The following is a 24,633-nucleotide window of genomic DNA, read 5'->3' as shown; positions in this document are numbered from 1 at the left end:
CGTTCCCTTCGCGTGGTTCGGGTGGCTCTCGTCGATGGCTGGGGGTCGTTCCGGGGGCGAGGGACGTTATGCGGCCACCTGGTCCGCCATGAGGTCGAGGAGTTCGGGGGTGAGGAACTCGTCGAGCGGGCAGACGCCCGACATCGTGGAGAAGTAGCGGGCGCTGAGTTCCGGGCTGGTCGATATCGCGCGCAGCAGGGCGATCTGGTGGTCGGGGGCGGCGAGTCGGCCGGTCTTGAGGGTGCTGCGGTAGTGCGGCATCAGTTCTTCGAGGCGCTCGGTCGCGAAGTGGTCGAGGGCGGCCTGCAGTTGGGCGGGGTCCTGGAGCCCGTCGCCGATGCAGTCGGCGAGCAGCTGGGCCTGGTAGAAGCCGTCGGTGATACCGCGGGCGGTGATCGAGTCCTTGTGGTGGCCCGCGTCGCCGATGAGGACCCAGCCGGGTCCGGTGGCCTGCCGGAAGAAGTTGCGCTGGTCGCCGGTGCCGTGGACGCGCTCCAGGCGCTCGCCGGCGGCCATCTGCTCACGGACCTCGGGGGCGGTCGACTCCACGCAGGCCAGCAGGGCGTTGAGTGCGTCGCCGCGGACGTCGTGGAACCGGTCCTGGGGGAAGTACCCGGCGACCAGGGTGGCGCCGTCGTTGGTGGGGACGGTGCCGACCCAGCTGCCCGGTGCCTCGTAGAGGCGGAACTGCTCCGGGAGGCCGGACCAGTAGCTGTAGTAGGCGCAGGTGAGGGCCGGGTTCTCGATCAGGAGCGGGGCGCCGAGTCGGTCGGCGACGGTGGAGCGCATTCCGTCGGCACCTATGACGAGGCGGGCGCGTTCGACGGTGCTGTTGCCGCTGCGGACGGAGCCGATCCGCACGCCCACCACCCGGTCGTCCTCGAAGACGAGGTCGCTGACCGAGCAGTTGTCACGGAACTCGGCGCCCGCTTGCACGGCGGCCTCGGCGAGGATCGCGTCGAGGAGGATACGGCGGGGCGCGTAGGCGGCGTGGTGGCCGTCCGCGGGCCAGGAGCAGCCCTCCATGCGGACATCGCCGATGGTGTACTGGACGGAGTCCAGGGCGGGGGCGCCGGTGCCGGCGACGGCGGGCAGGACGCCCCAGTCGGCGAGCCGGGCGACGCCGGGCTGGTGGATGTAGAGGGTGGACAGGGTGTCCTTGGGGAACCGGGCACGCTCGAGGATGAGCACCCGGTATCCGGCGCGTGCGAGCAGCATGGCGGCCGGTGCTCCGGCGGCGCGTGCTCCCACCACTATGACGTCATACAAGAGATGCTCCCGAGAGGTTGCTGCCGTGGTCGTCGAGGTGCCGGTTGATGGCCCGGGATATCTCGGCCGCGGGCCCGGGCATGTTCATCCCGAGGTGGGTGGAGTGGATGTCCCACTCCTGGACGGCGCCGGTGATGTGAGGCCGCCAGTGGGCGAGATAGGAGTCGTCCGGGTTCAGCGTCGCGTTGAAGAACAGGGCGTCGCCGTCGAAGACGGGTGAGGTGAAGTCCTTCATCAGGCTCAGGTGGTGGAGCATGATGGCGGACGCGTTGTCGATGAGGGATTCCCGGTCGCCCTCGGCGCCGTCGGCCAGCGCGGGAAGGCGTTCGCCGAAGAACTCCCGTACCTCGGAAGCGTCGACGCTGTCGTGGTGGGTGAACCAGGAGGCGGGGACGCAGTCCAGCAGGGCGAGCGTGGCCACCTGGTGTCCCTGGCGCTGCAGTTCGGCGGCCATGGCCTGGGCGAGGGTGCCGCCCAGGGACAGGCCCGCCAGGTGGTAGGGGCCGTCGGGCTGGACCTTGAGGATCTGCTGGACGTAGTCGGAGATCATCTCCTCGACGGACTGCGGCAGCGGGCTGCCGTCGAAGCCGCGGGCCTGGATGGCGTAGCCGGGCCGGTCCTCGTCCAGGTGGCCGGCGAAGCCCATGTAGGCCCAGGACAGGCCCACTCCGGGGTGGATGAACCACAGGGGGGCCGCCGTTCCGCTGGTCTTCAGCGGCAGGACGACACCGAACGGGTCGGTGTGTTCGGACGACTCGGTACCGGAGGTCAGGTAGGTGTCGAGCTGGGCGACGGTGGGCGACTGGAACATGACCCGGATGGGGATGGCGACGCCGAGCAGGGTGCGGATCCGGTTGAGGAGCCGGCTGGCGAGCAGGGAGTGGCCGCCCAGGGTGAAGAAGTCGTCGTCGATGCCGACGCGCGGAAGGCCGAGCACTTCGGCGAACAGGCCGCACAGGACCTCTTCCCGGGGGGTGCGCGGGGCGCGTCGGGCGGCGGCGGTGAACTCCGGGTCGGGCAGGGCACGGTGGTCGAGTTTGCCGTTGGGGGCCAGCGGAAGGCGCTCGAGCGTCACGAACGCCGCAGGCACCATGTACGGCGGCAGCTGCGCCGTCAGGTGGTCGCGCAGCTCGTCGGCGGTGGGGCCGTCGGCGTGCCGGGGCACCACGTAGGCGACGAGCTGCTTGCCGCCGCGGAGCTCGTGGACGGTCACCACCGCCTGGGCGAGGTCGGGGTGCGCGGTCAAGGCCGCTTCGATCTCGCCGGGTTCGACACGGAAGCCGCGGATCTTGACCTGGGCGTCGTCGCGGCCCACGTACTCCAGCTGCCCGTCGTCGTTCCAGCGGGCCAGGTCACCGGTGCGGTACATCCGCGAGCCGGGCGGCCCGAACGGGTCGGCGACGAAGCGTCCGGCGGTCAGGGCGGGACGCCGGTGGTAGCCGCGGGCGAGGTGCCCCGCGACGTACAGCTCGCCGACCACTCCGGGGGCGACGGGCTGCAGGGCGGGGCCGAGGACGTGGGTGCGCATGTTGCCGATCGGGGCGCCGATCGGCGTGCTGCCGGTGTCCGGGGCCGGGGCATCGCCGGTGAGGGTGTGGGTGGTGGCGTAGAACGATTCGCTCTGCCCGTAGGCGTTGACGATGCGGACGCCCGGGAAGGTCTCGCGGGCCTGCTGGAGGACGGCGGTGGGCAGGGCCTCGCCCGCGAAGACGAGGGTGTCGGGGTGGGTCGTGTGGTGGGCGAGCCGGCCGGCGAGTTCGGCGAACGCGGAGGGCACGGTGCTGATCACGTCGCCGGGCGGGGCGTCCCGCTCGCCGAGGACCAGGACGTCGCGGACCACGTCCAGGGTGCCGCCGGTGGTGAGGGTGGTGAACATCTCGAACACCGACACGTCGAAGTTGACGGAGGTGCCGGCGGGCATCCGCCGGCCCGGCCCCATGTCCACCTGGGGCGCCAGCCGCAGAACGCCGTTGACGACCGTGCGGTGGGTGAGGGCCACGCCCTTGGGGGTGCCGGTGGAGCCGGAGGTGTACATCACGTAGGCGAGGTGGTCGGGGTGCAGCGGGGCGGTGCGCTCGCGGTCGGTGAGGTCGGTGCCGGGCCGCTCGGTGAGGGTGAGGGTGTCCAGGTGGAGGCGGGGGCTGTCGGTGGCCGGCAGCACCGCTTCGGTGGCCGTGTCGGTGAGGATCAGGGCCGGGCCGGCCTCGGCGAGGACGGCCGCGAGACGGTGGCCGGGGTAGGCGGGGTCGACGGGCAGGTAGGCGCCACCGGCCTTCAGGACCGCGAGGAGGGCGACGACCAGATCCGCGGAACGCGGCAGGCAGACGGCGACCAGTGACTCGGGGCCCACGCCGCGGCCGGCGAGTTCCCTCGCCAGGCGGTTGGCGTCCGCGTTGAGCTGCCGATAGGTCAGTGAGCGGCCGTCGTGTTCCACCGCGATCGCGTCCGGGGTGCGGGCGCTCCGGCTCTCCACCAGGGCGGCAAGATGCACGTCGGGGGTGGCGGTGTCGGTGTCGTTCACCTCGCGCAGCCGGTCGTGTTCGCTCGTGTGCAGGATGTCGACGCGCCCGGCCGGGACGGTCGGGTCGGCCGCGATCTGCCGCAGGATGCGGCCGAGGCGGGCCGCGATCCCTTCCGCCGCCCCGCGGTCGAAGGCCCCCTTCTGGTACTGCAGGACCATCATCAGGTGCGGTTCGGCGCCGGCCATCAGCGCCAGCGGGTAGTGCGTGCCGGAGTAGGGCCGGATACCGGTGAAGGCGATCCCCGCCGCGGTGTTGGCGTCGCTGAGGCCTTCCTTGTCGACGGGGAAGGACTCGAAGACGACCAGCGTGTCGAACAGGCTGGGGTGCCCGGCGGCCTGCTGGATGTCGCTCAGCCCGTAGTAGTGGTGGTCCAGCAGGGCCGCCTGCCGCTTCTGCAGGCCGGTCACCAGGTCGGCGAGCGAGTCCTGGGGACGGTGGGTGACACGGACCGGCAGGGTGTTGATGAACAGGCCGATGATCGAGTCGACGCCGCCCAGGGCGGGCGGACGGCCGGAGACGGTGGCCCCGAAGACCACGTCGGAGCGGCCGGTGAGTTCGCCGAGCAGAACGCCCCAGGCGCCCTGCAGCAGGGTGTTGACGGTGACGCCGAGTTCGGAGGCGCGCCGGTTCAGCGCCCGGGCCTCGTCCAGCGGCAGCGGGATGTCGATCTGACCGACACCCTCGCCGTCATCGGCGCCGGGGGTGGCGGGAGCCAGCAGGGTGGGCTCGGCTCCGGCGACCTCGGCGGCCCAGGCGCGGGCGGTCTCCTCGTGGTCCTGCTGGTCCAGCCAGACCAGGAAGTCGCGGAAGCCGCGGACCCGCGGCAGGGCGGAGGCATCGCCCGCCGCGCCGTACAGACGCAGCAGGTCCTGCATCAGCAGCGGGAACGACCAGCCGTCGAACAGCATGTGATGGGCGGTCAGCACCAGTTCGGCGCGGTCCTCCCCCATCGTGACCAGGGTCAGACGGAGCAGTGGCGCCGTGGCCGGGTCGAAATGCTCGTGGTGGTCCTGTTCGAGGAGTTGCTCGAAGGCCTCCTCGCGGGCCTGCTCGCCGAGATTGCTGAGATCGATGTGGCGCCAGGGCACCTCGACGTCGTCCAGGACGAGCTGGACCTGGTGGCCGTCCGTGTCGGTGACGACCGCTGTACGCAAGCCGGCGTGGCGCTCGAGGAGGGCCTGTCCGGCGGCGTGCATCCGGTCCGCGTCCGCGTGGCCGGCGATGTGGAAGACGATCTGCATCTGGTAGGCGTCGTACGCGGTGTCGTCGAGGAAGGTGGACTGGAACAGCAGCCCGGACTGGAGCGGGGTCAGCGGCCAGACGTCCGCCAGTCGGGGGTAGCGCTGTTCCCAGGCTTCGATGTCGCTCTGGGTGACGCGGACCAGCGGCAGATCACTGGGGGTCAGACCGCCGGCGCCGGGGGTGGTGGCGTAGCCGGCCAGCGCGGTGAGCGCCGTGGTCCACAGGTCGGCCAGTTCCTGGACCTCGGAGCTGGTGAGTACGCCGGCCGGGAAGCCGATCACCGCACCGAGGCGGGCGCCGTCGCCGGTGTCGAGGACGGCGGCGTTGATCTCCACGGTCGACATGGCGGGCATGTCGGCGTCCAGGGCCGCGTCCAGGGCGGGCAGTTGGGTGAAGCCGAGGCCGCGCAGTTCGTCGGGCATGTCCGCGGAGGAGAACTGGCCGAGGTAGTTGAAGCCGATCTGGCCGGTGGGGTACTGGCCCAGTTCGGCGGCGGTGTCGGGGTTGAGGTAGCGCAGCAGGCCGTAGCCGATGCCCTTGTCGGGGACGGCCCGCAGCTGTTCCTTGACCGCTTTCAGGAGCCGGCCGGCGGCCGGGCCGCCGGCGAGTGCGTCGTCCAGGTCGCAGCCGGCGGTGTCCAGGCGGACGGGGAACATGCTGGTGAACCAGCCCATGGTGCGGGACAGGTCGGCGCCGGGGACGACGTCCTGTTCGCGGCCGTGGCCCTCCAGGCGGATCAGCGCGGAGGGTTCGGCGACGCCCCGGGAGCGGCGCCATGCGGCGAGCGCGAGGGCGAGGGCGGCCAGCAGGCCGTCGTTGACGCCGCCGTGGATGGCGGCGGGCAGCGAGGTCAGCAGTGCCTCGGTCACCTCCGCGGGCAACTGGAGCTCCAGGTGCTCGACCGTGGAGAGCACATCGACGGCCGGGTCGAGCGGCCGTGACCCCAACAGGGGGTCCGGGCCTTGCAGCGTGGTGCGCCACAGGTCCGCCTCGGCGACGCGGGCGGGGCTGATGGCCTCCTCGGCCAGGGCATGCGTCCAGCGCCGCAGAGAGGTGGCGACCTCGGGCAGTTGAGGGGCGCGGCCGTCGCGGATCCGCTGCCAGGCGGCGGCCAGGTCCGGGAGCAGGATGCGCCAGGACACGCCGTCGACGGCCAGATGGTGCAGGGCGATCAGCAGCCGGCCCGGGGCGGTGGTGCCGGCGTCGAACCAGACGAACTGGGCCATCGTTCCGGCCGCCGGGTCCAGGCGGCCGGTGGCGGCGTCCAGTTCGGCCGCGGCGCGCTCCTGCCAGTCGCTCCACGTGCCGTCGCAGACCACGCGGTGCACCAGGGACGCGGCGTCGAGGGTGCCGGGCGCCTCGATGTGCAGGGCGCCACCGTCCTCCTCACGCAGCAGCCGCGAGCGCAGGATGTCGTGCCGGTCCAGGACAGCGGTGAGGGTCGCGGTCAGTTGCTGCGCGTCGATGTGCTCGGGCAGTTCCAGCGCCATGGACATGGAGAACCGGTCGAAGCTGTCGCCGAGTTCGAGCATGTAGCGGCCGATCGGCAGCAGCGGCATGACGCCCACCCCGCCGCCCTCGAACTCCTCGAGGACCGGGCGGTCGCCGATGCCGCTGGTGGCGACGGTGGCGAGTTCGGCGACGGTGCGCTGCTCGAAGATCTGCCGCGGGCTCACCTCGATGCCCTGGGCGCGGGCGCGGGTGACGACCTGGATGGAGCGGATGCTGTCGCCGCCGACGGCGAAGAAGTCGTCGTCGAGCCCGACCCGTTCCAGACCCAGCACGTCGGCGTAGACGGCCGCGAGGGTCTCCTCCACGGCGGTGCGCGGGGCCCGGTAGGTGGTGGCGGTGAACTCCGGGTCGGGCAGCGCCTTGTGGTCGAGCTTGCCGTTGGGCGCCAGCGGGAGGCGGTCCAGGACGACGAACGCGGAGGGCACCATGAACTCCGGCAGCCGGCTCGCGACGAAGCGGCGCAGGTCCCGCGCGGACAGGCCGGCGGTCATGTCCACCTCGAGGTCGCCGAGGCCGTCCACGCTGAGCTCGGACGCGGCGCCGGCCGGCACGACGTAGCCGACGAGCTGCTTGCCGCCGCCCGGCCCGTCACGGACGACCGCGACGGCCTGCACCACCTCGGGGTGCGCGGTCAGCGCGGCCTCGATCTCGCCGGGTTCGATACGGAACCCGCGGATCTTGACCTGGGCGTCGCCGCGGCCCACGTACTCCAGCTCCCCGGCGCTGTTCCAGCGCGCCAGGTCGCCCGTGCGGTACATCCGCGAGCCGGGCGGCCCGTAGGGGTCGGCGACGAAGCGCTCGGCGGTCAGGGCGGCACGCCGGTGGTAGCCGCGGGCGAGCCGGCCCGCGACATACAGTTCGCCCACCACGCCCGGCGGCAGCGGCTGGAGGCCGGGGCCCAGGACGTAGGCGCGCATGTTGCCGATCGGGCTGCCGATCGGGGCGCTGCCTGGAGTGTCGGAGCCGGTGGAGGTGGTGGCGTAGAACGATTCCGTCTGCCCGTAGGCGTTGACCACCCGCACGCCGGGGATGGTGTCGCGGACCCGCCGCACCAGGGCGGCGGGCAGCGCCTCACCGGCGAACACGACCGTCTCGGCGTGGATGGTGCCGGGTGTCTGGTCGAGGAGTTCGGCGAACACCGACGGGACGGTGCTGATCACGCCGCCGCTCCAGCCGCCGCGTTCACCGATGACCAGGACGTCGCGGGCGATTTCGACGGTGCCGCCGGCGGACAGTGTGGTGAACAGTTCGAACACCGACACGTCGAAGTTGACGGAGGTGCCGGCGAGCGTGCGGGTGGCGCGGGTGATGGCCGCCGCGGACGCCAGGCTCGCCACCCCGTTGACGACGGTGCGGTGACTGATCACGACACCCTTGGGGGTGCCGGTGGAGCCGGAGGTGTACATCACGTACGCCGCCTGGTCGGGCCGCGGCCCGCTCGGCGGACCGCCATCGGCAGGGGTGTGGGCCGGGTCGTCGAGGAGCAGGGTCGGTGTGTCGCCGGCGGGCAGGATGCCGACGGTCGCGGTGTCGGCGAGGAGCAGGGTGGGGCGGGCGTCGGCGAGGATGAAGTCCAGGCGGGCGCTGGGGTATTTGGGGTCGATGGGCAGGTAGGCGGCGCCGGCTTTCAGGACCGCGAGGAGGGCGACGACGAGGTCCGCGGAGCGCGGCAGGCAGACGGCGACCAGCGACTCGGGTCCGGCCCCGTGGGCCACCAGATCGCGGGCGAGGCGGTTCGCGCGGGCGTCGAGTTCGCCGTAGGTCAGCGAGGTGTCGTCGAAGACGACGGCGACGGCGTCGGGCCTCCGCGCGGCCTGCTGCTCCACCAGGGCGGGGACGGTGAGGTCGGTGATGGGGCGGGTGGTGTCGTTGAAGTGGTGCAGGACCCGCTCCCGCTCGGCCGGGCGGATCAGTTCGACCGTGCTGACGCGGGTCTGCGGGTCGGCGGCCAGCTGCCCGACCAGGCGGGTGAAGCGGTCGGCGACGGCCTCCGCTGTCTGCCGGTCGAACAGGTCGGTAGCGTACTCGAGATGGCCCACGACGCCCATGCCGGGCAGGTCGGCCATGTTGAAGAACAGGTCGAACTTGGCGGACTCGTTGCGTACCCGTTCAAACTCCACCCGCAGGCCGGGCAGGGCGAAGTCCTTGCGGGCGAAGTTCTGCCAGGCGAACATCACCTGGAACAACGGTGAGTAGGCGGTGGAGCGCTCCGGGTTGAGCTCCTCCACCAGGCGCTCGAACGGCACGTCCTGGTTGTCATAGGCAGCCAGGGACTTGTTCCGGACCTGGTCGAGCAGGGTGTCGAAGGCCGGGTTGCCGGACAGGTCCGCGCGCAGCACCCAGGTGTTGACGAAGAAGCCGATCAGGTCGGCGAGGCACTCGTCGGTGCGGTTGGCGATCGGCGATCCGATGGTCACGTCGTCGCCTCCGCCGAGGCCGTGCAGGAGCACCGCGAGGGCCGACTGCAGCACCATCGACACGGTGACGCCGTGGGCGCGGGCGACGTCTTCGACGGCGGCGGCCACCTCAGGGGCGAGGGCGAACTCCACCGTGTCGCCGCGGTGGCTGGCCGCCGGCGGGCGGGGCCGGTCGGTGGGGAGCTGCAGCGGCTGCGGCACCCCCGTGAGCTCCTCGCGCCAGTAGCGCACCTGTGCGGACAGGGCACTGTCCGGGTCGTCCTCGTCACCGAGGACCTCGCGCTGCCACAGCGTGTAGTCGACGTACTGGACGGCCAGTTCGTCCCACCGCGGACCCTGGCCTTCGAGACGGGCGGTGTAGGCGGCGCCGAGGTCGCGGGCGAGGGGAGCCATCGACTCGCCGTCGCTGGCGATGTGGTGGATCAGCAGCACCAGGACGTGGTCCTGCTCGCCGGTCCGCAGCAGCGTCGCCCGCACCGGCAGGTCGGTGGCCAGCGTGAAGGGGTGCGCCACGGCGTCGGCGAGGGCGTCGGGCAGACCCGCTTCGTCGGTGGTGACGACCGGCAGGTCCAGCATGGCGGCTGCTCGGCCGGCGGCGAGGACGTGCTGGTGAGGTACGCCGTCGCTGTCCTCGACGATCAGGGTGCGCAGGCTCTCGTGCCGGGCGACGACGTCGCCGACGGCCGCCTCGAGCGCGGGGATGTCCAGGGTGCCGGTCAGCCGCAGCGGGAAGGGGGCGTTGTAGGTGGCGGAGGGGCCTTCGAAGCGGTCGATGAACCAGAGCCGGCGCTGGGCGAACGACAGCGGTATCCGCTCCGGCCGTTGGGCCGCCCTGGTCAGCTGCGGGCGCACCCGTGTTCCCGGGGACAGCCGGCCGGTGAGTTCCACCACGGTCGGCGAGTCGAACACCGCCCGGATGGGGACCTCGATGTCCAGCCCGGTACGGATCCGGCTGACCAGCCGGGTCGCGAGCAGGGAGTGGCCGCCGAGCGTGAAGAAGTTGTCGTCGATGCCGACCCGCTCCAGGCCCAGGACCTCCGCGAACAGGGTGCACAGGAAGTCCTCCTGCGCGGTACGCGGTGCCCGGTAGGTCTGGCCGGCGAACTCCGGGGCGGGCAGGGCCTGCCGGTCCAGTTTGCCGTTCGGGGACAGCGGGAGACGCTCGAGGACCATGAACGCCGCGGGGACCATGAATTCGGGCAGCTGGGCGGCGACGAACTTGCGCAGTTCGTCGATGTCGAGCCCGCCGGCCGCGGTGTCGGCGGGAACGGCATAGCCCACCAGATGCCGGCCGGTGGTGGCACCGGCCTCGCGGGCGACGACCGCCGCCTGGGCGACTCCGGGGTGCGCGGTCAGGGCCGCTTCGATCTCGCCGGGTTCGATGCGGAAGCCGCGGATCTTGACCTGGGTGTCCCCGCGGCCGGCGTACTCCAGCTGCCCGTCGTCGTTCCAGCGGGCGAGGTCGCCGGTGCGGTACATCCGCGCACCCGGCGGGCCGAACGGGTCGGCGACGAAGCGTCCGGCGGTCAGGGCGGGCTGGTCGTGGTAGCCGCGGGCGAGGTGGCCCGCGACATACAGTTCGCCCACCACGCCCGGCGGCAGCGGCTGGAGGCCGGGGCCCAGGACGTAGGCGCGCATGTTGCCGATCGGGCTGCCGATCGGCGTGCTGCCCGGGGTGTCGGAGCCGGTGGAGGTGGTGGCGTAGAACGATTCCGTCTGCCCGTAGGCGTTGACCACGCGCACGCCCGGCAGCGCCTGGCGGATGCGGTGCACCAGGGCGGCGGGCAGCGCCTCACCGGCGAAGACCAGGGTGTCGGCGTGGATGGTGTCGCCGAGCTGGTCGACGAGTTCGGCGAAGACCGACGGGACGGTACTGATCACGCCGCCCGACCAGGTGGCACGTTCGCCGAGGACCAGGGCGTCGCGGACCATGTCGATGCTGCCGCCGCAGGTCAGCGCGGTGAAGATCTCGAACACCGACACATCGAAGTTGACCGAGGTGCCGGCCAGCATCCGGGAACCCTCGCCGGCGCCGACGCGGGCGGCGAGCTGGGTGATCCCGTTGACGACGGTGGCGTGGCTGAGCACGACACCCTTGGGGGTGCCGGTGGAGCCGGAGGTGTACATCACGTACGCCAGGTTCTGCGGGTGCGGCGCCGGCCGGCCGGCGCCGTCGGGCCCCGAGTCGTGGTCGAGATCGAGGTCGTCGAGGTACAGGTGCGGGACGTCGCCGGCCGGCAGGACGCCGGCCGTCGCGGCGTCGGTGACGATGAGCTGCGGTCGGGCCTGGGAGAGGATGAACTGGAGGCGGTGGCTGGGGTACTTGGGGTCGATGGGCAGGTAGCCGGCACCGGACTTGAGAATGCCGAGCATGGCCACGACCAGGTCGGCGGTGCGGGGCAGCGCCAGGCCGATGACGGATTCGGGGCGGGCGCCGCGCAGCGTGAGCTCACGGGCCAGGCGCTCGGCGCGGGCGTCGAGCGCGCGGTAGGTCAGGTCCTGTCCGTCGCAGTGGACGGCGACGGCGTCCGGGGTACGGGCTGCCTGCTGGGCGAACAGAGCGGGCAGCGTCAGGTCGGGCGCCGGGGCGGTGGTGTCGTTGAGTTCGGTGAGCAGGTGGTGGCGTTCGGCCGGGGTGAGGACGTCGACCTGGGCGACGCGGGTCTGCGGGTCGTCGGCGAGGTGCCGGAGGATCCGCTCGAAGCGGGCGGCGATGGTTTCGACGGTGGGGGCGTCGAAGAGGTGGTGCTGGTACTCCAGGGCCACCCGCAGCCGCGGTTCGGCGGTGGCGGTCACGATCATCGGGTAGTGGGTGCCGCTCATCGGGCTGATGCCGGTGACGGCGATGCCCGCTGCCGCGTAGGCGTCGGTGATGCCGGCCCGGTCGACCGGGTAGGAGTCGAAGACGACGATGGTGTCGAAGAGGGCCTTCAGGCCGGTGGCGTGGTGGATCTCCGCCAGGCCGTAGTGCTGGTGGTCCAGCAGGGCGCCCTGCCGGTTCTGCAGGCCGGTGAGGACCTCCTGCAGGGTGTCGGCGGGGGTGCAGTCGACCCGGACGGGCAGGGTGTTGATGAACAGTCCGACCATGGCGTCGACGCCCGGTACCTGCGGCGGCCGGCCGGAGACGGTGGTGCCGAACACCACGTCACGGCGGCCGGTCAGGCTGCCCAGCGCCAGTCCCCAGGCCGCCTGGACGACGGTGTTGAGGGTGACGCCCAGTTCGGCGGCCCGGCGTGCGAGGTCGGCGGCCGTCTCGGCGGTCAGGGGGACGTCGATCTGGCCGATGCCGGTCGGGGCCGCCCCGGCCTGGGGGTGCGGCACGATCAGGGTGGGTTCGTCGATGCCCGCCAGTTCGGCGGCCCAGGTGCGGGCCGCCTCCTCGCGGTCCTGCTGGTCCAGCCAGACCAGGAAGTCGCGGTAGCCGCGGACCCGGGGCAGGGTGGAGGCGTCGCCGGCGGAGGCGTACAGCCGCAGCAGATCCTCCAGCAGCAGCGGTACCGACCAGCCGTCGAACAGGACGTGGTTGGCGGTGAACACCAGCTCGGCCCGGTCACCGCCCATGGTGACCAGCGTCATCCGCAGCATGGGGGGTGTGCGGGGGTCGAAGTGGGTGGCGTGGTCCTCGGCCAGCAGTGACTTGAGGGCCGCCATGCGTGCGTCGTCGTCCAGACGGCTGAAGTCGACGTGCCGGAAGGGCAGATCGACGTGGTCCAGCACGATCTGCACGGAGTCGCCGGCGGTGTCCGTGACGAACGCGGTCCGCAGGCCGGCGTGACGGTCCAGGAGCGCCTGTCCGGCGGTGCGCATACGGGCGGCATCGACACGGCCGGAGAGATGGAAGACCATCTGCATCTGGTAGGCGTCGAACGCGGTGTCCACGAGGAGGGTGTGGAAGAGCAGTCCGGACTGGGTCGCGGTCAGCGGCCATACGTCGGCCAGGGCGGGGTAGTGCCGCTCCCACTGGTCGATCTCGTGCTGGGTGACCTTCACCAGCGGCACGTCGGAGGGCGTCAGGCCACCGGCGCCGGGACGGGTGACGTGGTGGGCCAGGGCTTCGAGGGCGTCCTGCCAGTGCTCGGCGATGGCGCGGGCGTCGTCCTCGTCGAGGACGCCGGTTGCGTAGCCGAGGCGGGCGTTGAGCCGGGGCCCGTCGGGGCCGTCGGTGACCAGGGCGTTCAGGTCCAGGGTGGACAGGGCGGGCATGTCCGCGTCCGGGTCGGCGACCAGTTCCGTGGTGCCCTCGGCCTGGGTGAAGCCCAGGCCGTGCAGGTGGTCGGGCATATCGGTGGCGGAGTAGCGGCCCAGGTAGTTGAAGCCGATCTGGCCGGTGGCGTACGGGGCGAGTTCGGCCGCGGTGTCGGGGTTGAGGTAGCGCAGCAGGCCGTAGCCGATGCCCTTGTCGGGGACGGCGAGGAGCTGTTCCTTGACGGCCTTCAGTGCGGCGCCGGCGGCGGGTCCGCCGGCGAACGCGTCGTCGATGTCGATGCCGGTCAGGTCGAGCCGGACGGGGAACATGGTGGTGAACCAGCCCACGGTGTCCGACAGGTCGGCGCCGGGGACGGCGTCCTCCTCGCGGCCGTGTCCCTCCAGGCGGATCAGGGTGGAGGGCTCGTCGGTGCCACGGGCGGCGCGCCAGCGGGTGACGGCCAGGGCCAGCGCGGTGAGCAGGCCGTCGTTGACGCCGGCGCGGAAGGCGGCGGGCAGGGTGTTGAGGAGAGTTTCGGTGACCGTCTCCGGCAGCCGTACCCACAGGTGTCCGGAGCGGGAGACGACGTCGGTGCGGGGGTCCAGCGGGCGGCTGCCGAGGAGGGGGTCGCCGGCGGCCACGGTGCTGCGCCACAGGTCGAGTTCGGCCGTCCGCTCGGGTGAGGAGGCCGCCTCGGTGAGGGCATGTGCCCAGCGCCGTGCGGAGGTGGTGGAGGGGGGCAGCTGCGGGGTGCGGCCTGCCTTGACCTGTTCGAAGGCGGCGGCGAGGTCAGGGAGCAGGATGCGCCAGGAGACGCCGTCGATGACGAAGTGGTGCAGGACCAGCAGCAGCCGTCCCTGCGTGGTGGGGCCGGCATCGAACCAGACGAACTGGGCCATCGTTCCGGCCGCCGGGTCCAGGCGGCCGGTGGCCGCGTCCAGTTCGGCGGCGGCCAGCTGCTGCCACTGCTCGCCGAAGGAGCCGTCGAAGGCGACGCGGTGGATGAGTCCCGGCACATCCAGCGTGCCCGGTTCGGCGACGTGCAGCCCGGTTTCGTCGCCGGTCACCAGGCGGGAGCGCAGGATGTCGTGCCGGTCCCAGACCGCGCCGATGGTCGCGGCCAGCTGGGATGCGTCGATGCCTGTCGGCAGGTCGGCCACCAGGGACATGGAGAACCGGTTGATGCCACCGCCGAGTTCCCTCAGCCAGTGGCCGACCGGCAGCAGGGGCATGAAGCCGACGCCGCCGCCGTCGAGTTCGTCCAGCACCACCGGGGCACTCGCCGGGCCGCCGCGAGCGAGCTCGGCCAGCTCGGCGACGGTGCGGCTTTCGAAAATCTGACGGGCACTCACGTCGATGCCCTGCGCCTTGGCGCGGGAGACGACCTGGATGGAGCGGATGCTGTCGCCGCCGATGGCGAAGAAGTCGTCGTCGATGCCGACCTGGTCCAGGCCCAGGACCTCGGCGTAGACGGCGGCGAGGGCACGTTCGAGGTCGGTGCGCGGGGCGCGGTAGGCGCCGCCGGTGAACTCCGGCTCGGGCAGAGCCTTGCGGTCGAGCTTGCCGTTGGGGGTCAGCGGCAGCTTGTCGAGCATGACGAACACCGAGGGAACCATGAACTCCGGCAGCCGGCCGGCGACGAACTTGCGCAGGTCGCGGGAGGAGACGCCGGCGGTGATGTCGATGTCGAGGTCGCCGAGGCTCTCCACGCTGACCGGGCCGCTGTCCCCGTCCGGGACGGGGACGATGTAGCCGATGAGCTGTTTGCCGCCGCCGCGGCCCTCGTGGATGGTCACCACTGCCTGGGTGACCTTGGGGTGCGCGGTGAGAGCCGCTTCGATCTCGCCGGGTTCGATACGGAAGCCGCGGATCTTGACCTGGGCGTCGTCACGGCCGGCGTACTCCAGCTGCCCGTCGCTGTTCCAGCGTGCCAGGTCGCCGGTGCGGTACATGCGGGCGCCGGGCGGGCCGTAGGGGTCGGCGACGAAGCGCTCGGCGGTCAGGCCGGGACGGTGGTGGTAACCGCGGGCGACAAGTCCCGCGACATACAGTTCACCCACCACACCGGGGGCGAGAGGCTTGAGGCCGGGGCCCAGGACGTAGGTGCGCATGTTGCCCAGCGGGCTGCCGATCGGGGCGCTACCGGTGTGCGGCCAGGGCGCCTCGCCGGGCAGGGCGTAGGTGGTGGCGTAGAACGACTCGGTCTGTCCGTAGGCGTTGACGACGCGGATGCCGGGGATGGTGTCGCGGACCCGCTGCACCAGGGCCGCGGGCAGCGCCTCGCCGGCGAACACGACCGTCTCGGCGTGGATCTCGCTGCCGACCTGGTCCAGGAGCTCGACGAACACCGACGGGACGGTGCTGATCACACCGCCGCTCCAGCCGCCGCGTTCGCCGATGACCAGGACGTCGCGGGCTACTTCGAGGGTGCCGCCGGTGGACAGGGCCGTGAACAGCTCGAACACCGACACGTCGAAGTTGATGGAGGTGCCGGCCAGCAGCCAGGTCTGGGAGGTGACGCCCACGGCGGACGCCAGCCGCATCACGCCGTTGACGACGGTGTGGTGGGTGATGGCCACCCCCTTGGGGGTGCCGGTGGAGCCGGAGGTGTACATCACGTAGGCGAGGTGGTCGGGGCGCAGCGGGGCGATCCGGTCGCGGTCGGTCAGCGGCGCACCGTTCCCGCCGGTGTCGGGTGCGGTGAGGTCGAGGTCGTCGAGGAACAGGGTGGGTGTGTCGCCGGCGGGCAGGATGGCGACAGTGGCGTGGTCGGTGAGCAGCAGGGTGGGGCGGGCGTCGGAGAAGATGAAGTCCAGGCGGCTGCTGGGGTACTTGGGGTCGATGGGAAGGTAGGCGCCGCCGGCTTTGAGGACCGCGAGGAGGGCGATGACGAGGTCGGCCGAGCGCGGCAGCGACAGGGCGACCACCGTCTCCGGTCCGACGCCGCGGGCCACCAGGTCGCGGGCGAGCCGGTTGGCGCGGGCGTCGAGTTCGCGGTAGGTCAGCGAGGTGTTGTCGAAGACGACGGCGACGGCGTCGGGGGTCTGCGCCGTCTGCTGCTCTACCAGGCCGGGGATCGTCACGTCGGGGGTGGGGCGGGTGGTGTCGTTGACGTGGTGCAGCACCTGGTGCCGTTCGGCCGGCTCCAGCACATCGACCTGGGCGACCGGCATGGCCGGGTCGGCGACCAGCTGCTCGACGACACGCAGGTATCGGGCGGCGATGGCCTCGACGGTGGCGTGGTCGAACAGGTCGGTGGCGTACTCGATGTAGACGAGCATGCCGGGCTTGGTGGGGTCGGCGAAGTAGTTGAACTCCAGGTCGAACTTGGCGGACGAGGTGGCCTCCACCTCCAGGCGGGCGTGCAGGCCGCCGGGCAGGTCGAGGTCGATCCAGCGCTCGTTCTCCCAGGTGAACATGACCTGGAACAGGGAGTGGTAGGCGGTGGAGCGTTCCGGGTTGAGCTCCTCCACCAGCCGGTCGAAGGGGGCGTCCTGGTTGTCGTACGCGGCCAGCGCCTTGTGCTGCACCTGCCGGATGACGTCGTCGAAGGTGGGGTTGCCGGACAGGTCGGTGCGCAGCACCCAGGTGTTGACGAAGAAGCCGATCAGGTCCTGGAGTTCGTCGTCGGTGCGGCCGGCGATCGTGTTGCCCATCGGGATGTCGTCGCCGGCGCCGAGCTGCTGGAGCAGGACGGCCAGCGCGGTCTGCATCACCATCGGCACCGACACGTCCCGCTCCAGGGCGAGGTGTTCGACGGCGGCGAGCAGGTCGGGGGTGATGGGGAATTCGACGATGTCGCCGCGGTGGCCGGCGACGGGCGGGCGCGGCCGGTCGGTGGGCAGCCGCAGCGGCTGCGGGGTGCCGGCCAGCTCCTGGCTCCAGTAGCGGATCTGCTTCGACAGGACGCTGTCGGGGTCGTCCTCGTCGCCGAGGACCTCGCGCTGCCACAGGGTGTAGTCGATGTACTGGACCGGGAGTTCGTCGTAGTCGGGGGCGCGTCCGGCGATCCGGGCCCGGTAGGCGAGGTCGAGGTCGCGGGCGAGGGGCACGACGGACTCGCCGTCGCTGGCGATGTGGTGGATCAGCAGGACCAGCACGTGGTCCTGTTCGCCGGAGCGGAAGAGGGTGGCGCGGACCGGGATCCGGGTGGCGAGGTCGATGGGGTCGCGGCCGGCCCGGTCCACGGCGTCGTGGAGCTCGCCGGGGTCGACATCGACGAGCGCGATGTCCAGGGCCAGGTCGTCGGCGGGAACCACCTGCTGGGCGGGTACGCCGTCGGCGTCCGCGACGATCAGGGTGCGCAGGCTCTCGTGTCGCACCACGATGTCCCGTACTGCCGCTTGCAGGGCGGGCACGTCCAGCGGGCCGGTCAGGCGGACCAGGAACGGCACGTTGTAGGTGGCCGAGGGGCCCTCGAACTGCTCGATGAACCACAGTCGGCGCTGCGCGAAAGACAACGGGATCATTTACTGTCCACTCCTGTTCATCTTGCGCAGACGGGGGCGACTCGAGGTGTTCGCGTCCTTCACCGTGCGCGACAGTTCCGCGATGGTGCGGTGTTCGAAAATGGCCCGGATGGTCACGCTGACCCCGAGCGTCTTACGGATGCGGCTGGTCAGCCGGGTCGCCGAGAGGGAGTTGCCGCCCAGTTCGAAGAAGTCGTCGGTGATGCCGACCCGTTCGACGCCCAGGACGTCGGCGAACAGCTCGCACAGACTCTCTTCCTGCGGGTCGCGGGGAGCCTGGTAGGCGGGGCCGTCCTGACCTGGTTCCGGCAGGGCGGCGATGTCGAGACGGCCGCCGGGTGTCAGTGGCAGGTCGTCGAGGACGACGAACGCGGCGGGCACCAGCTCGGCGGGCAGCCGGCCGGCGGCGAAGTCGGCCAGGTCGCCGGTGTCGGCGCCGCCGCTCCCGGCGGGCACGACATAGCCCACCAACTGCCGGCCGCCGCCGTCGGTATCGGTGTCGCGAGCGAGGACCACCACCTGGCCGACGGCGGGGTGTTCGGCCAGTGCGGCCGCGGCGTCGACGGGTTGGATGCGCTGCCCGCCGATGGTGACCTGGGTGTCGGCGCGTCCGGCGTACTCGAGCCGGCCGTCGACGCCGATGCGGGCGAGATCGCCGGTGCGGTACATCCGTGCGCCGGGCGGGCCGAACGGGTCGGCGACGAAGTGGGCGGCGGTCAGGCTGGGGCGGCGATGGTAGCCGCGGGCCGGTGCGCTGCCGGCGACGTACAGTTCGCCGACCGCGCCGGGCGGCACCGGGGTCAGTCCGCTGCCCAGGACGTAGGTGCGTACGTTCGCCAGCGGCCGGCCGAGAACCGGGCCGGTGCCGGTGCCGGGTGCCTCGGGTGCCGCGGAGGCGATGGCGTAGCCGGTCTCGGCGGGACGGTAGGTGCTCACGACCCGCACGCCGGGGATCGTCTTGTGGACCCGCTGCAGCAGGGCGGCGGGCAGCGGTTCGCCGTCGAAGAGCACCGTCTCGGCGTGGAGGTCGCCTTCCAACTGGTCGAGGAGGGCGGCGAAGTGGGACGGGACGGTGCTGATGACACCGGCGCCTGGGGTGGCGGGCGCGGTGAGGTCCTGCGGCTGCGGCAGGAGTTCGGCGGTGCCTCCGGTGCACAGCACGGTCAGCAGCACCGGGACCGGCAGGGTGCCGGCCACGGGGATGCGCACCGGTGTGCCCGGCGTACCGGTCAGGTGCGCGGCCAGTGCGGGGATCCGGTCTGCGAGACCGCGGTGGGTGAGGCTCACGCCCCGTGGCCCGCCCGGATATCCGCCGGTGTAGGTCAGCCAGGCCAGGTGGTCGGGGTGCAGCGGCCGTGTCCGGTCCCCGTCGCCCGGATCGCCCGGGCCTGCGGTGTCGTCCGGGCCGGGCGGGCCGGTGAGATGAGCGGTGGCGTCGAGGCGGGCGACAGCGCTGTCCGGCACGACTGTGCCGGTGCCGGTGTCGGTGAGCAGGAGGTGCGGGGCGGCGTCGGCGATCAGGGCGCTGTGATGCGCGGCCGGTGCGGAGGGGTCCAGCGGCAGGTGTCCGCCGCCGGCCTTCAGGACCGCGAGGAGCGCGGTCACCTGGTCCGCCGGGTGCGTCAGAGCGGCTGCCACCACCGTCTCGGGGCCGACGTGGCGGCGGATCAGCTCGGCCGCGAGCCGGTTCGCCCGGCTGTTCAGGTCCCGGTAGGTGAGAGTGACGTCGCCGGTGACGAGGGCCGGCCGGCCAGGGGTGGTGACGGCCTGGTGTTCGAACAGATCGGTCAGGGTGGCTTCCGGGACGGCTGCGGCGGTGTCGTTGAATTCGACGAGCAGCCGGTGGCGTTCGGCGTCGTCCAGGACATCGACGGTGCCGACCCGCCGGCCGGGATCGGCCGCCAGTCGGCGCACGATGCGCCCGTAGCGGGTGGCGATCGCCCGGGCGCTGCTCTCCTCGAGGGCGTGCCGCTGGTACTGCACGGTCAGCCGCAGGCCGTCGGACTCGATGAAGACCAGCAGGGTCACCGGGTAGTGGCTGGCGGTGAAGGAGCGGATGCCGGTGACGGAGATGCCGGCCGCCTCGCAGGCCTCGGCGATGCCGGCCCGGTCCAGGGGGAACGACTCGAATCCGATGATGGTGTCGAACAGGGCGTCCAGGCCGGTCGCTTCGTAGATCTCGGTGAGCCCGTAGTGGTGGTGGTCCATCAGCGCGGCCTGCCGGTCCTGCACGGTGGTCAGGAGGTCGGCGAGGGTGTGGCCGGGGGCGGTGGTCACACGCACGGGCAGGGTGTTGAGGAACATGCCGACGATCGAGTCGACGCCCGGTACGGCCGGCGGGCGGCCCGACACGGTGGACGCGAAGACGACGTCGGTACGGCCGGTCAGCTGGTTCAGCAGGATCGCCCAGGCGCTCTGGACGACGGTGTTCAGGGTGACGCCGAGGTCGGCGGCGCGGCGGGCCAGTTCGCGTGCCTCACCGGCGCTGAGGGTGACGTCGATCTGCCCGATCCCGCTGCCCCCTTCGGGGCCGGGGCTGTCGTGGCCGGCGGGGGCGAGGAGGGTTCGCTCGTCGACACCGTCGAGTTCGGCGGACCACACCCGGGCGGAGGCGTCGGCGTCCTGGTGGGACAGCCACTGGACGAAGTCGCGGTAGCTGGGTGCCGGCGGCAGGACGGAGGGGTCGCCGGCGGAGCCGTAGAGCTTGAGGAGGTCCTGCATCAGCACCGGCACCGACCAGCCGTCGAACAGGACGTGATGGGCGGTCAGGACGAGTTCGTACCTCTGCGGGCCCATGGTGACCAGGGTCAGACGCAGCATGGGCGAGGCAGTGGCGTCGAAGTGGGCGCGCAGGTCGCCGGCGAGGAAGTCCTCGAACGCCTGGTCGCGTTCCTCCTCCCCCAGGGTGCTGAGGTCGAGGTGCTGCCAGGGCAGCGTGATGCCGTCCACGATGAGCTGGGTCAGGGTGCCGTCGGAGTCGGGCACGAACGCGGCCCGCAGGCTGGGGTGCCGCTCCAGCAGGGCCTGGCCGGCGGCGCGCATCCGGTCCGCGTCCACGGGGCCGGACAGGTGCAGCGCGTACTGCACCTGGTAGGCGTCGAAGGCGGAGTCGTTGAGCTGGGAGTGGAAGAGCAGGCCGGACTGCAGGGGGGTGGCCGGCCAGATGTCCGCCAGGCCCTCGTAGCGCTGCTCCCAGGTGTCGATGTCGGTCTGGGTGACGCGGACCAGCGGCACGTCGGAGGGGGTCAGGCCGCCGGCGCCGTGGCGGGTGGCGTGGGTGGCGAGTCCGGTCAGGGCGGCGGCCCACAGGTCGGCGAGTTCCTGCACCTCGTCGGGGGTCAGGATTCCGGCGGGGGCGGCGAACGCGGCGTTCAGCCGGGGCCCGTGGGGGGTGTCGGTGACGGTGGCGTTGATGTCGAGGGCTGCCGGGGCGGGCATCCGCGGGTCCTGTCCGGCGTCGAGTTCGGCGAGCTCGGCCACCGGTGCCTGGGTGAAGCCGAGGCCGCGCAGGTGCTCGGGCATGTCGGCGGCCGCGGAGAAGCGGCCCAGGTAGTTGAAGCCGACCTGCCCCGGCCCGTGGTGGCGCAGGATCTCGGCGGTGTCCGGGTTCAGATGCCGCAGCAGGCCGTAACCGATGCCCTTGTCGGGCACGGCGAGGAGCTGTTCCTTGACGGCCTTGAGTACGGCGCCGGCGGCCGGGCCGCCTGCGAACGCGTCGTCGAGGTCGGCGCCGGCGACGTCGAGACGGACCGGGAAGACGCTGGTGAACCAGCCCACGGTGGCCGACAGATCGGCGCCGGGTGCGGCGCTCTCCTCCCGGCCGTGTCCTTCGAGACGGATCAGGGCGGAGGATTCCGCGACGCCGCGGCGCTCACGCCAGCGGGCCAGGGCGAGGGCGAGGCCGGCGAGCAGTCCGTCGTTGACGCCGCCGCGGAAGGCTGCAGGCACCGCGGTCAGCAGAGCCTCGGTGACCGGGACGGGCAGCTCCAGGTGAGTGGTGTGGACGGTGGCGACCACGTCGAGCGCCGGGTCGAGGTGCCGTACGCCGAGGACGGGGTCGGGGCCCTCCACGATCGAGCGCCACAAGGCCAGTTCGGCCACCCGGGCGGGTGCCGCGGCCTCCTCGGCCAGGGCGTGTGCCCAGCGCCGCACCGAGGTGCCGACCGCGGGCAGCTGCGGTGTGTCCCCATTGCGGACCTGCTGCCACGCGGCGGCGAGGTCGGGCATCAGGATCCGCCACGACACGCCGTCGACGACGAGGTGGTGCAGGGCCACCAGGAGGCGCCCCGGGCGGGTGGTGCCCGCGTCGAACCACACGAACTGGGCCACCACTCCGGCCGCCGGGTCGAGCCGTGCGGCGGCGGTGTCCAGTTCGGTCAACAGGGCGCTGCGCCAGGCGTCCTGGTCGATGTCGTCGTCCTGGACCACGCGGTGGATCAGTGCGGAGATGTCCACCGAGCCCGGCTCGGCGACGTGCAGGCCCGGCTGCGCCCCGTCGGTGAGGCGGCAGCGCAGCAGATCGTGACGGTCGACGACGGCGGCCAGCGTCGCGGCCAGGCCGTCGTGATCGATGCCGGCGGGCAGGTCGAGCACCATCGCCTGAAGGAACCGGTCGAAGCCCGGCCCCCAGTCGCGGATCCACTGTGCCACCGGCAGCAGGGGCATCCAGCCGACGCCGCCGCCGTCGAGTTCCTCCAGGACGGCCGGTGCGGTGCCGGCCTGCTCCTTGGCGGCGGCGGCCGCGGCCAGTTCGGCGACCGTGCGCCGCTCGAAGATCTCCCGGGAGCTGAGTTCCAGGCCGTGTGCCCGGGCGCGGGTGACCACCTGGATCGACTGGATGCTGTCCCCGCCGATGGCGAAGAAGTCGTCGTCGATGCCGACACGGTCCAGACCCAGGAGTTCGGCGAACAGGGCCGCGAGGATCTCTTCGGGCCCGGTGCGCGGCGCCCGGTAGACGGCGCCGCGGAACTCCGGCTCCGGCAGCGCCTTCTTGTCGAGTTTGCCGTTGGGGGTCAGCGGCAGGGCGTCCAGGACGGTGAACGTCGCGGGGATCATGTGGTCCGGCAGACGCTGCGCGAGGAAGGGGCGCAGCTCCCCCACCGAGAACCCGGCACTCAGCGCGATGGCCCCGTAGGCGCCCTTGTCGCCGCCGGTGTCGGTGTGGGCGCCGGTGGAGGTGACGGGGACGACGTAGCCGACGAGTTGCTTCTGGCCGCCGCGTCCGGTGTGGGGCAGGACCGCGGCGTGCGCGACGCCGGGGTGCATCTCCAGCGCGGCCTCGATCTCGTGGGGTTCGATGCGGAAGCCGCGGATCTTGACCTGGGTGTCGGCCCGCCCGTGGAAGATCAGGTCGCCGCCCGGGGTCCACTCGGCGAGGTCGCCCGTGCGGTACATGCGCTCGCCGGCGCCGCCGAACGGGCAGGCCACGAACCGCACCGCGGTCAGGTCCGGGCGGCCCAGATAGCCACGCGCCAGCGCGGCGCCCGACACATACAGTTCGCCTGTCACCCCGGTCTCCACCGGCCGCAGCGCGTTGTCCAGGACATGCACGCGGGCGCCGTCGATGGCGGTGCCGATCGGCGGGACGTGCCCGTCGCCGGGCAGCGGACCGCTCATGGTGGCGCAGACGGTGGTCTCGGTGGGCCCGTACGCATTGATCATGCGGCGGCCGGGTGACCAGGTGGCCGCCAGCTCGGGCGAGGTGGCGTCACCGGCGACGACGAGGGTCTCGACGCTCGTCAGGGAGCCGGGCCGTATCGCCGTGAGGACCGGCGGCGGCAGCGTCGCATGGGTGACGCCGTACGCGGCGATCGTCTCGGCCACCGGGCTGCCCGGGGAGAGGCGGTCCTTGTCGGCGATGACCAGCGTGGCGCCCGACAGCAGCGCCATGCACAGCTCCCACACCGAGGCGTCGAAGCTGGGCGATGCGAACTGCAGCACCCGGCTGCCGGCGGTGACCTTCAGGCGCTCGGTCTGCGTGGCGAGCAGGGAGGCGAACCCGGTGTGGGTGACCGCCACCCCCTTGGGCCGGCCGGTGGAGCCCGAGGTGTAGATGACGTAGGCGGTGTTGAGGGGCGAAACCGGGAGCGCCGGCCCGGCGGCCGGGGCGTCCGGGCCGGTGGGCAGGTCCTCCGGACGCAGCACGGGGGCCGGCAGGTCGGGCAGTCGGTCCGCCGTCGCCGGGTCGGCGAGCACCAGGGCCGCGGCGGAGTCCTGCACCATGTAGGCGAGCCGCTCGGCCGGGTAGGCCGCGTCCATCGGCAGGTACGCGCCGCCCGCCTTCAGCACCGCCAGCACCGTCACGCACCACGCGGACGAGCGGCGAAGCGCGACGCCCACCACCGACTCGGGGCCCACACCGAACGCCGTGAGCGAGGCCGCCAGCGCGTCGGCGCGGGCGTCCAGCTCCCGGTAGGTCAGCTGCTCGTCGCCGTACACGACCGCGACTGCGTCCGGGGCGGCGGCGACCTGCCGCCCGAACAATGCGGTAAACGTCTCAACCGTCACCGGAACCTCCGTGTCATTGAGCTCACCCGGCCACAACATCTGCCCAAAAGAACACAAGGCACTTCCCCCAGAATGGTGAGACGTCAGCGAAAAGGGCATGGATCATTCAGCGGAGCCATGCTGTCGAGAACACGCGGCGAAACCGCTCGGACGAAGGGCCGGACAAAGGGCCCTCTCCCCGAAATTCGTAAGCCTGACCGAAGCCTAAACCAGCCCGGGAGGTGGCTGATACAAAACCTCTGGAGGCTCCCTGGAGCCTGCCGCGGAAGGCGGGGTGGGAGATTTCCGGGGCGGCCGGAAATGACGGAGCCCGCGGGTCGGCGGCGGGCGGGTGCGGCGGGGCGGCGAAGGAGCGCCTGCGGGCGGGTGCGGCGGGGCGGCGAAGGAGCGCCGGCGCGCGGGTGGGGCGGGGCGGCGGAGGAGCCGGCGCGCGGCGCGGACGGCGCAGGTGCGGCCGGGCGCGGCGGCTGAGCTGCGACGGATACGGCGGCGCCCGCCGCGGGTGCGAC

At 72.4% G+C, this 24,633-nt stretch carries 3 protein-coding genes; all 3 read right to left on the bottom strand.

Annotated features, from left to right (window positions below; genetic code table 11):
• Nucleotides 1-66: 66 nt before the first annotated feature.
• Genes RPQ07_RS35410 through RPQ07_RS35400 form a run of 3 tightly spaced genes read right to left on the bottom strand, consistent with a single transcriptional unit; the run spans nucleotide 67 to nucleotide 24,124 of the window.
• Nucleotides 67-1,269: an NAD(P)/FAD-dependent oxidoreductase gene (locus tag RPQ07_RS35410; RefSeq protein ID WP_313948359.1), complete on the bottom strand. Its 1,203-nt coding sequence runs from the start codon at nucleotides 1,267-1,269 to the stop codon at nucleotides 67-69.
• On the bottom strand, nucleotides 1,262-17,617 hold the full coding sequence (locus RPQ07_RS35405; protein WP_313948358.1) for a non-ribosomal peptide synthetase: 16,356 nt from the start codon (nucleotides 17,615-17,617) through the stop codon (nucleotides 1,262-1,264). Before RPQ07_RS35405 ends, RPQ07_RS35410 begins: the two co-directional genes overlap by 8 nt.
• A complete protein-coding gene (locus RPQ07_RS35400) occupies nucleotides 17,618-24,124 on the bottom strand; it encodes a non-ribosomal peptide synthetase (RefSeq protein ID WP_313948357.1) in 6,507 nt (2,168 codons plus the stop codon).
• Nucleotides 24,125-24,633: the final 509 nt, after the last annotated feature.

Origin of the sequence: Streptomyces sp. AM8-1-1, from assembly GCF_032229325.1 — a bacterium.
GTDB lineage: Bacteria > Actinomycetota > Actinomycetes > Streptomycetales > Streptomycetaceae > Streptomyces > Streptomyces achmelvichensis.
This window is presented reverse-complemented; position numbering and strand designations above follow the sequence as displayed.

Coding starts and splice junctions, on each gene's coding strand:
- RPQ07_RS35405 (WP_313948358.1), bottom strand. CDS start 17,617: ATGATCCCGTTGTCTTTCGCGCAGCGCCGACTGTGGTTCATCGAGCAG.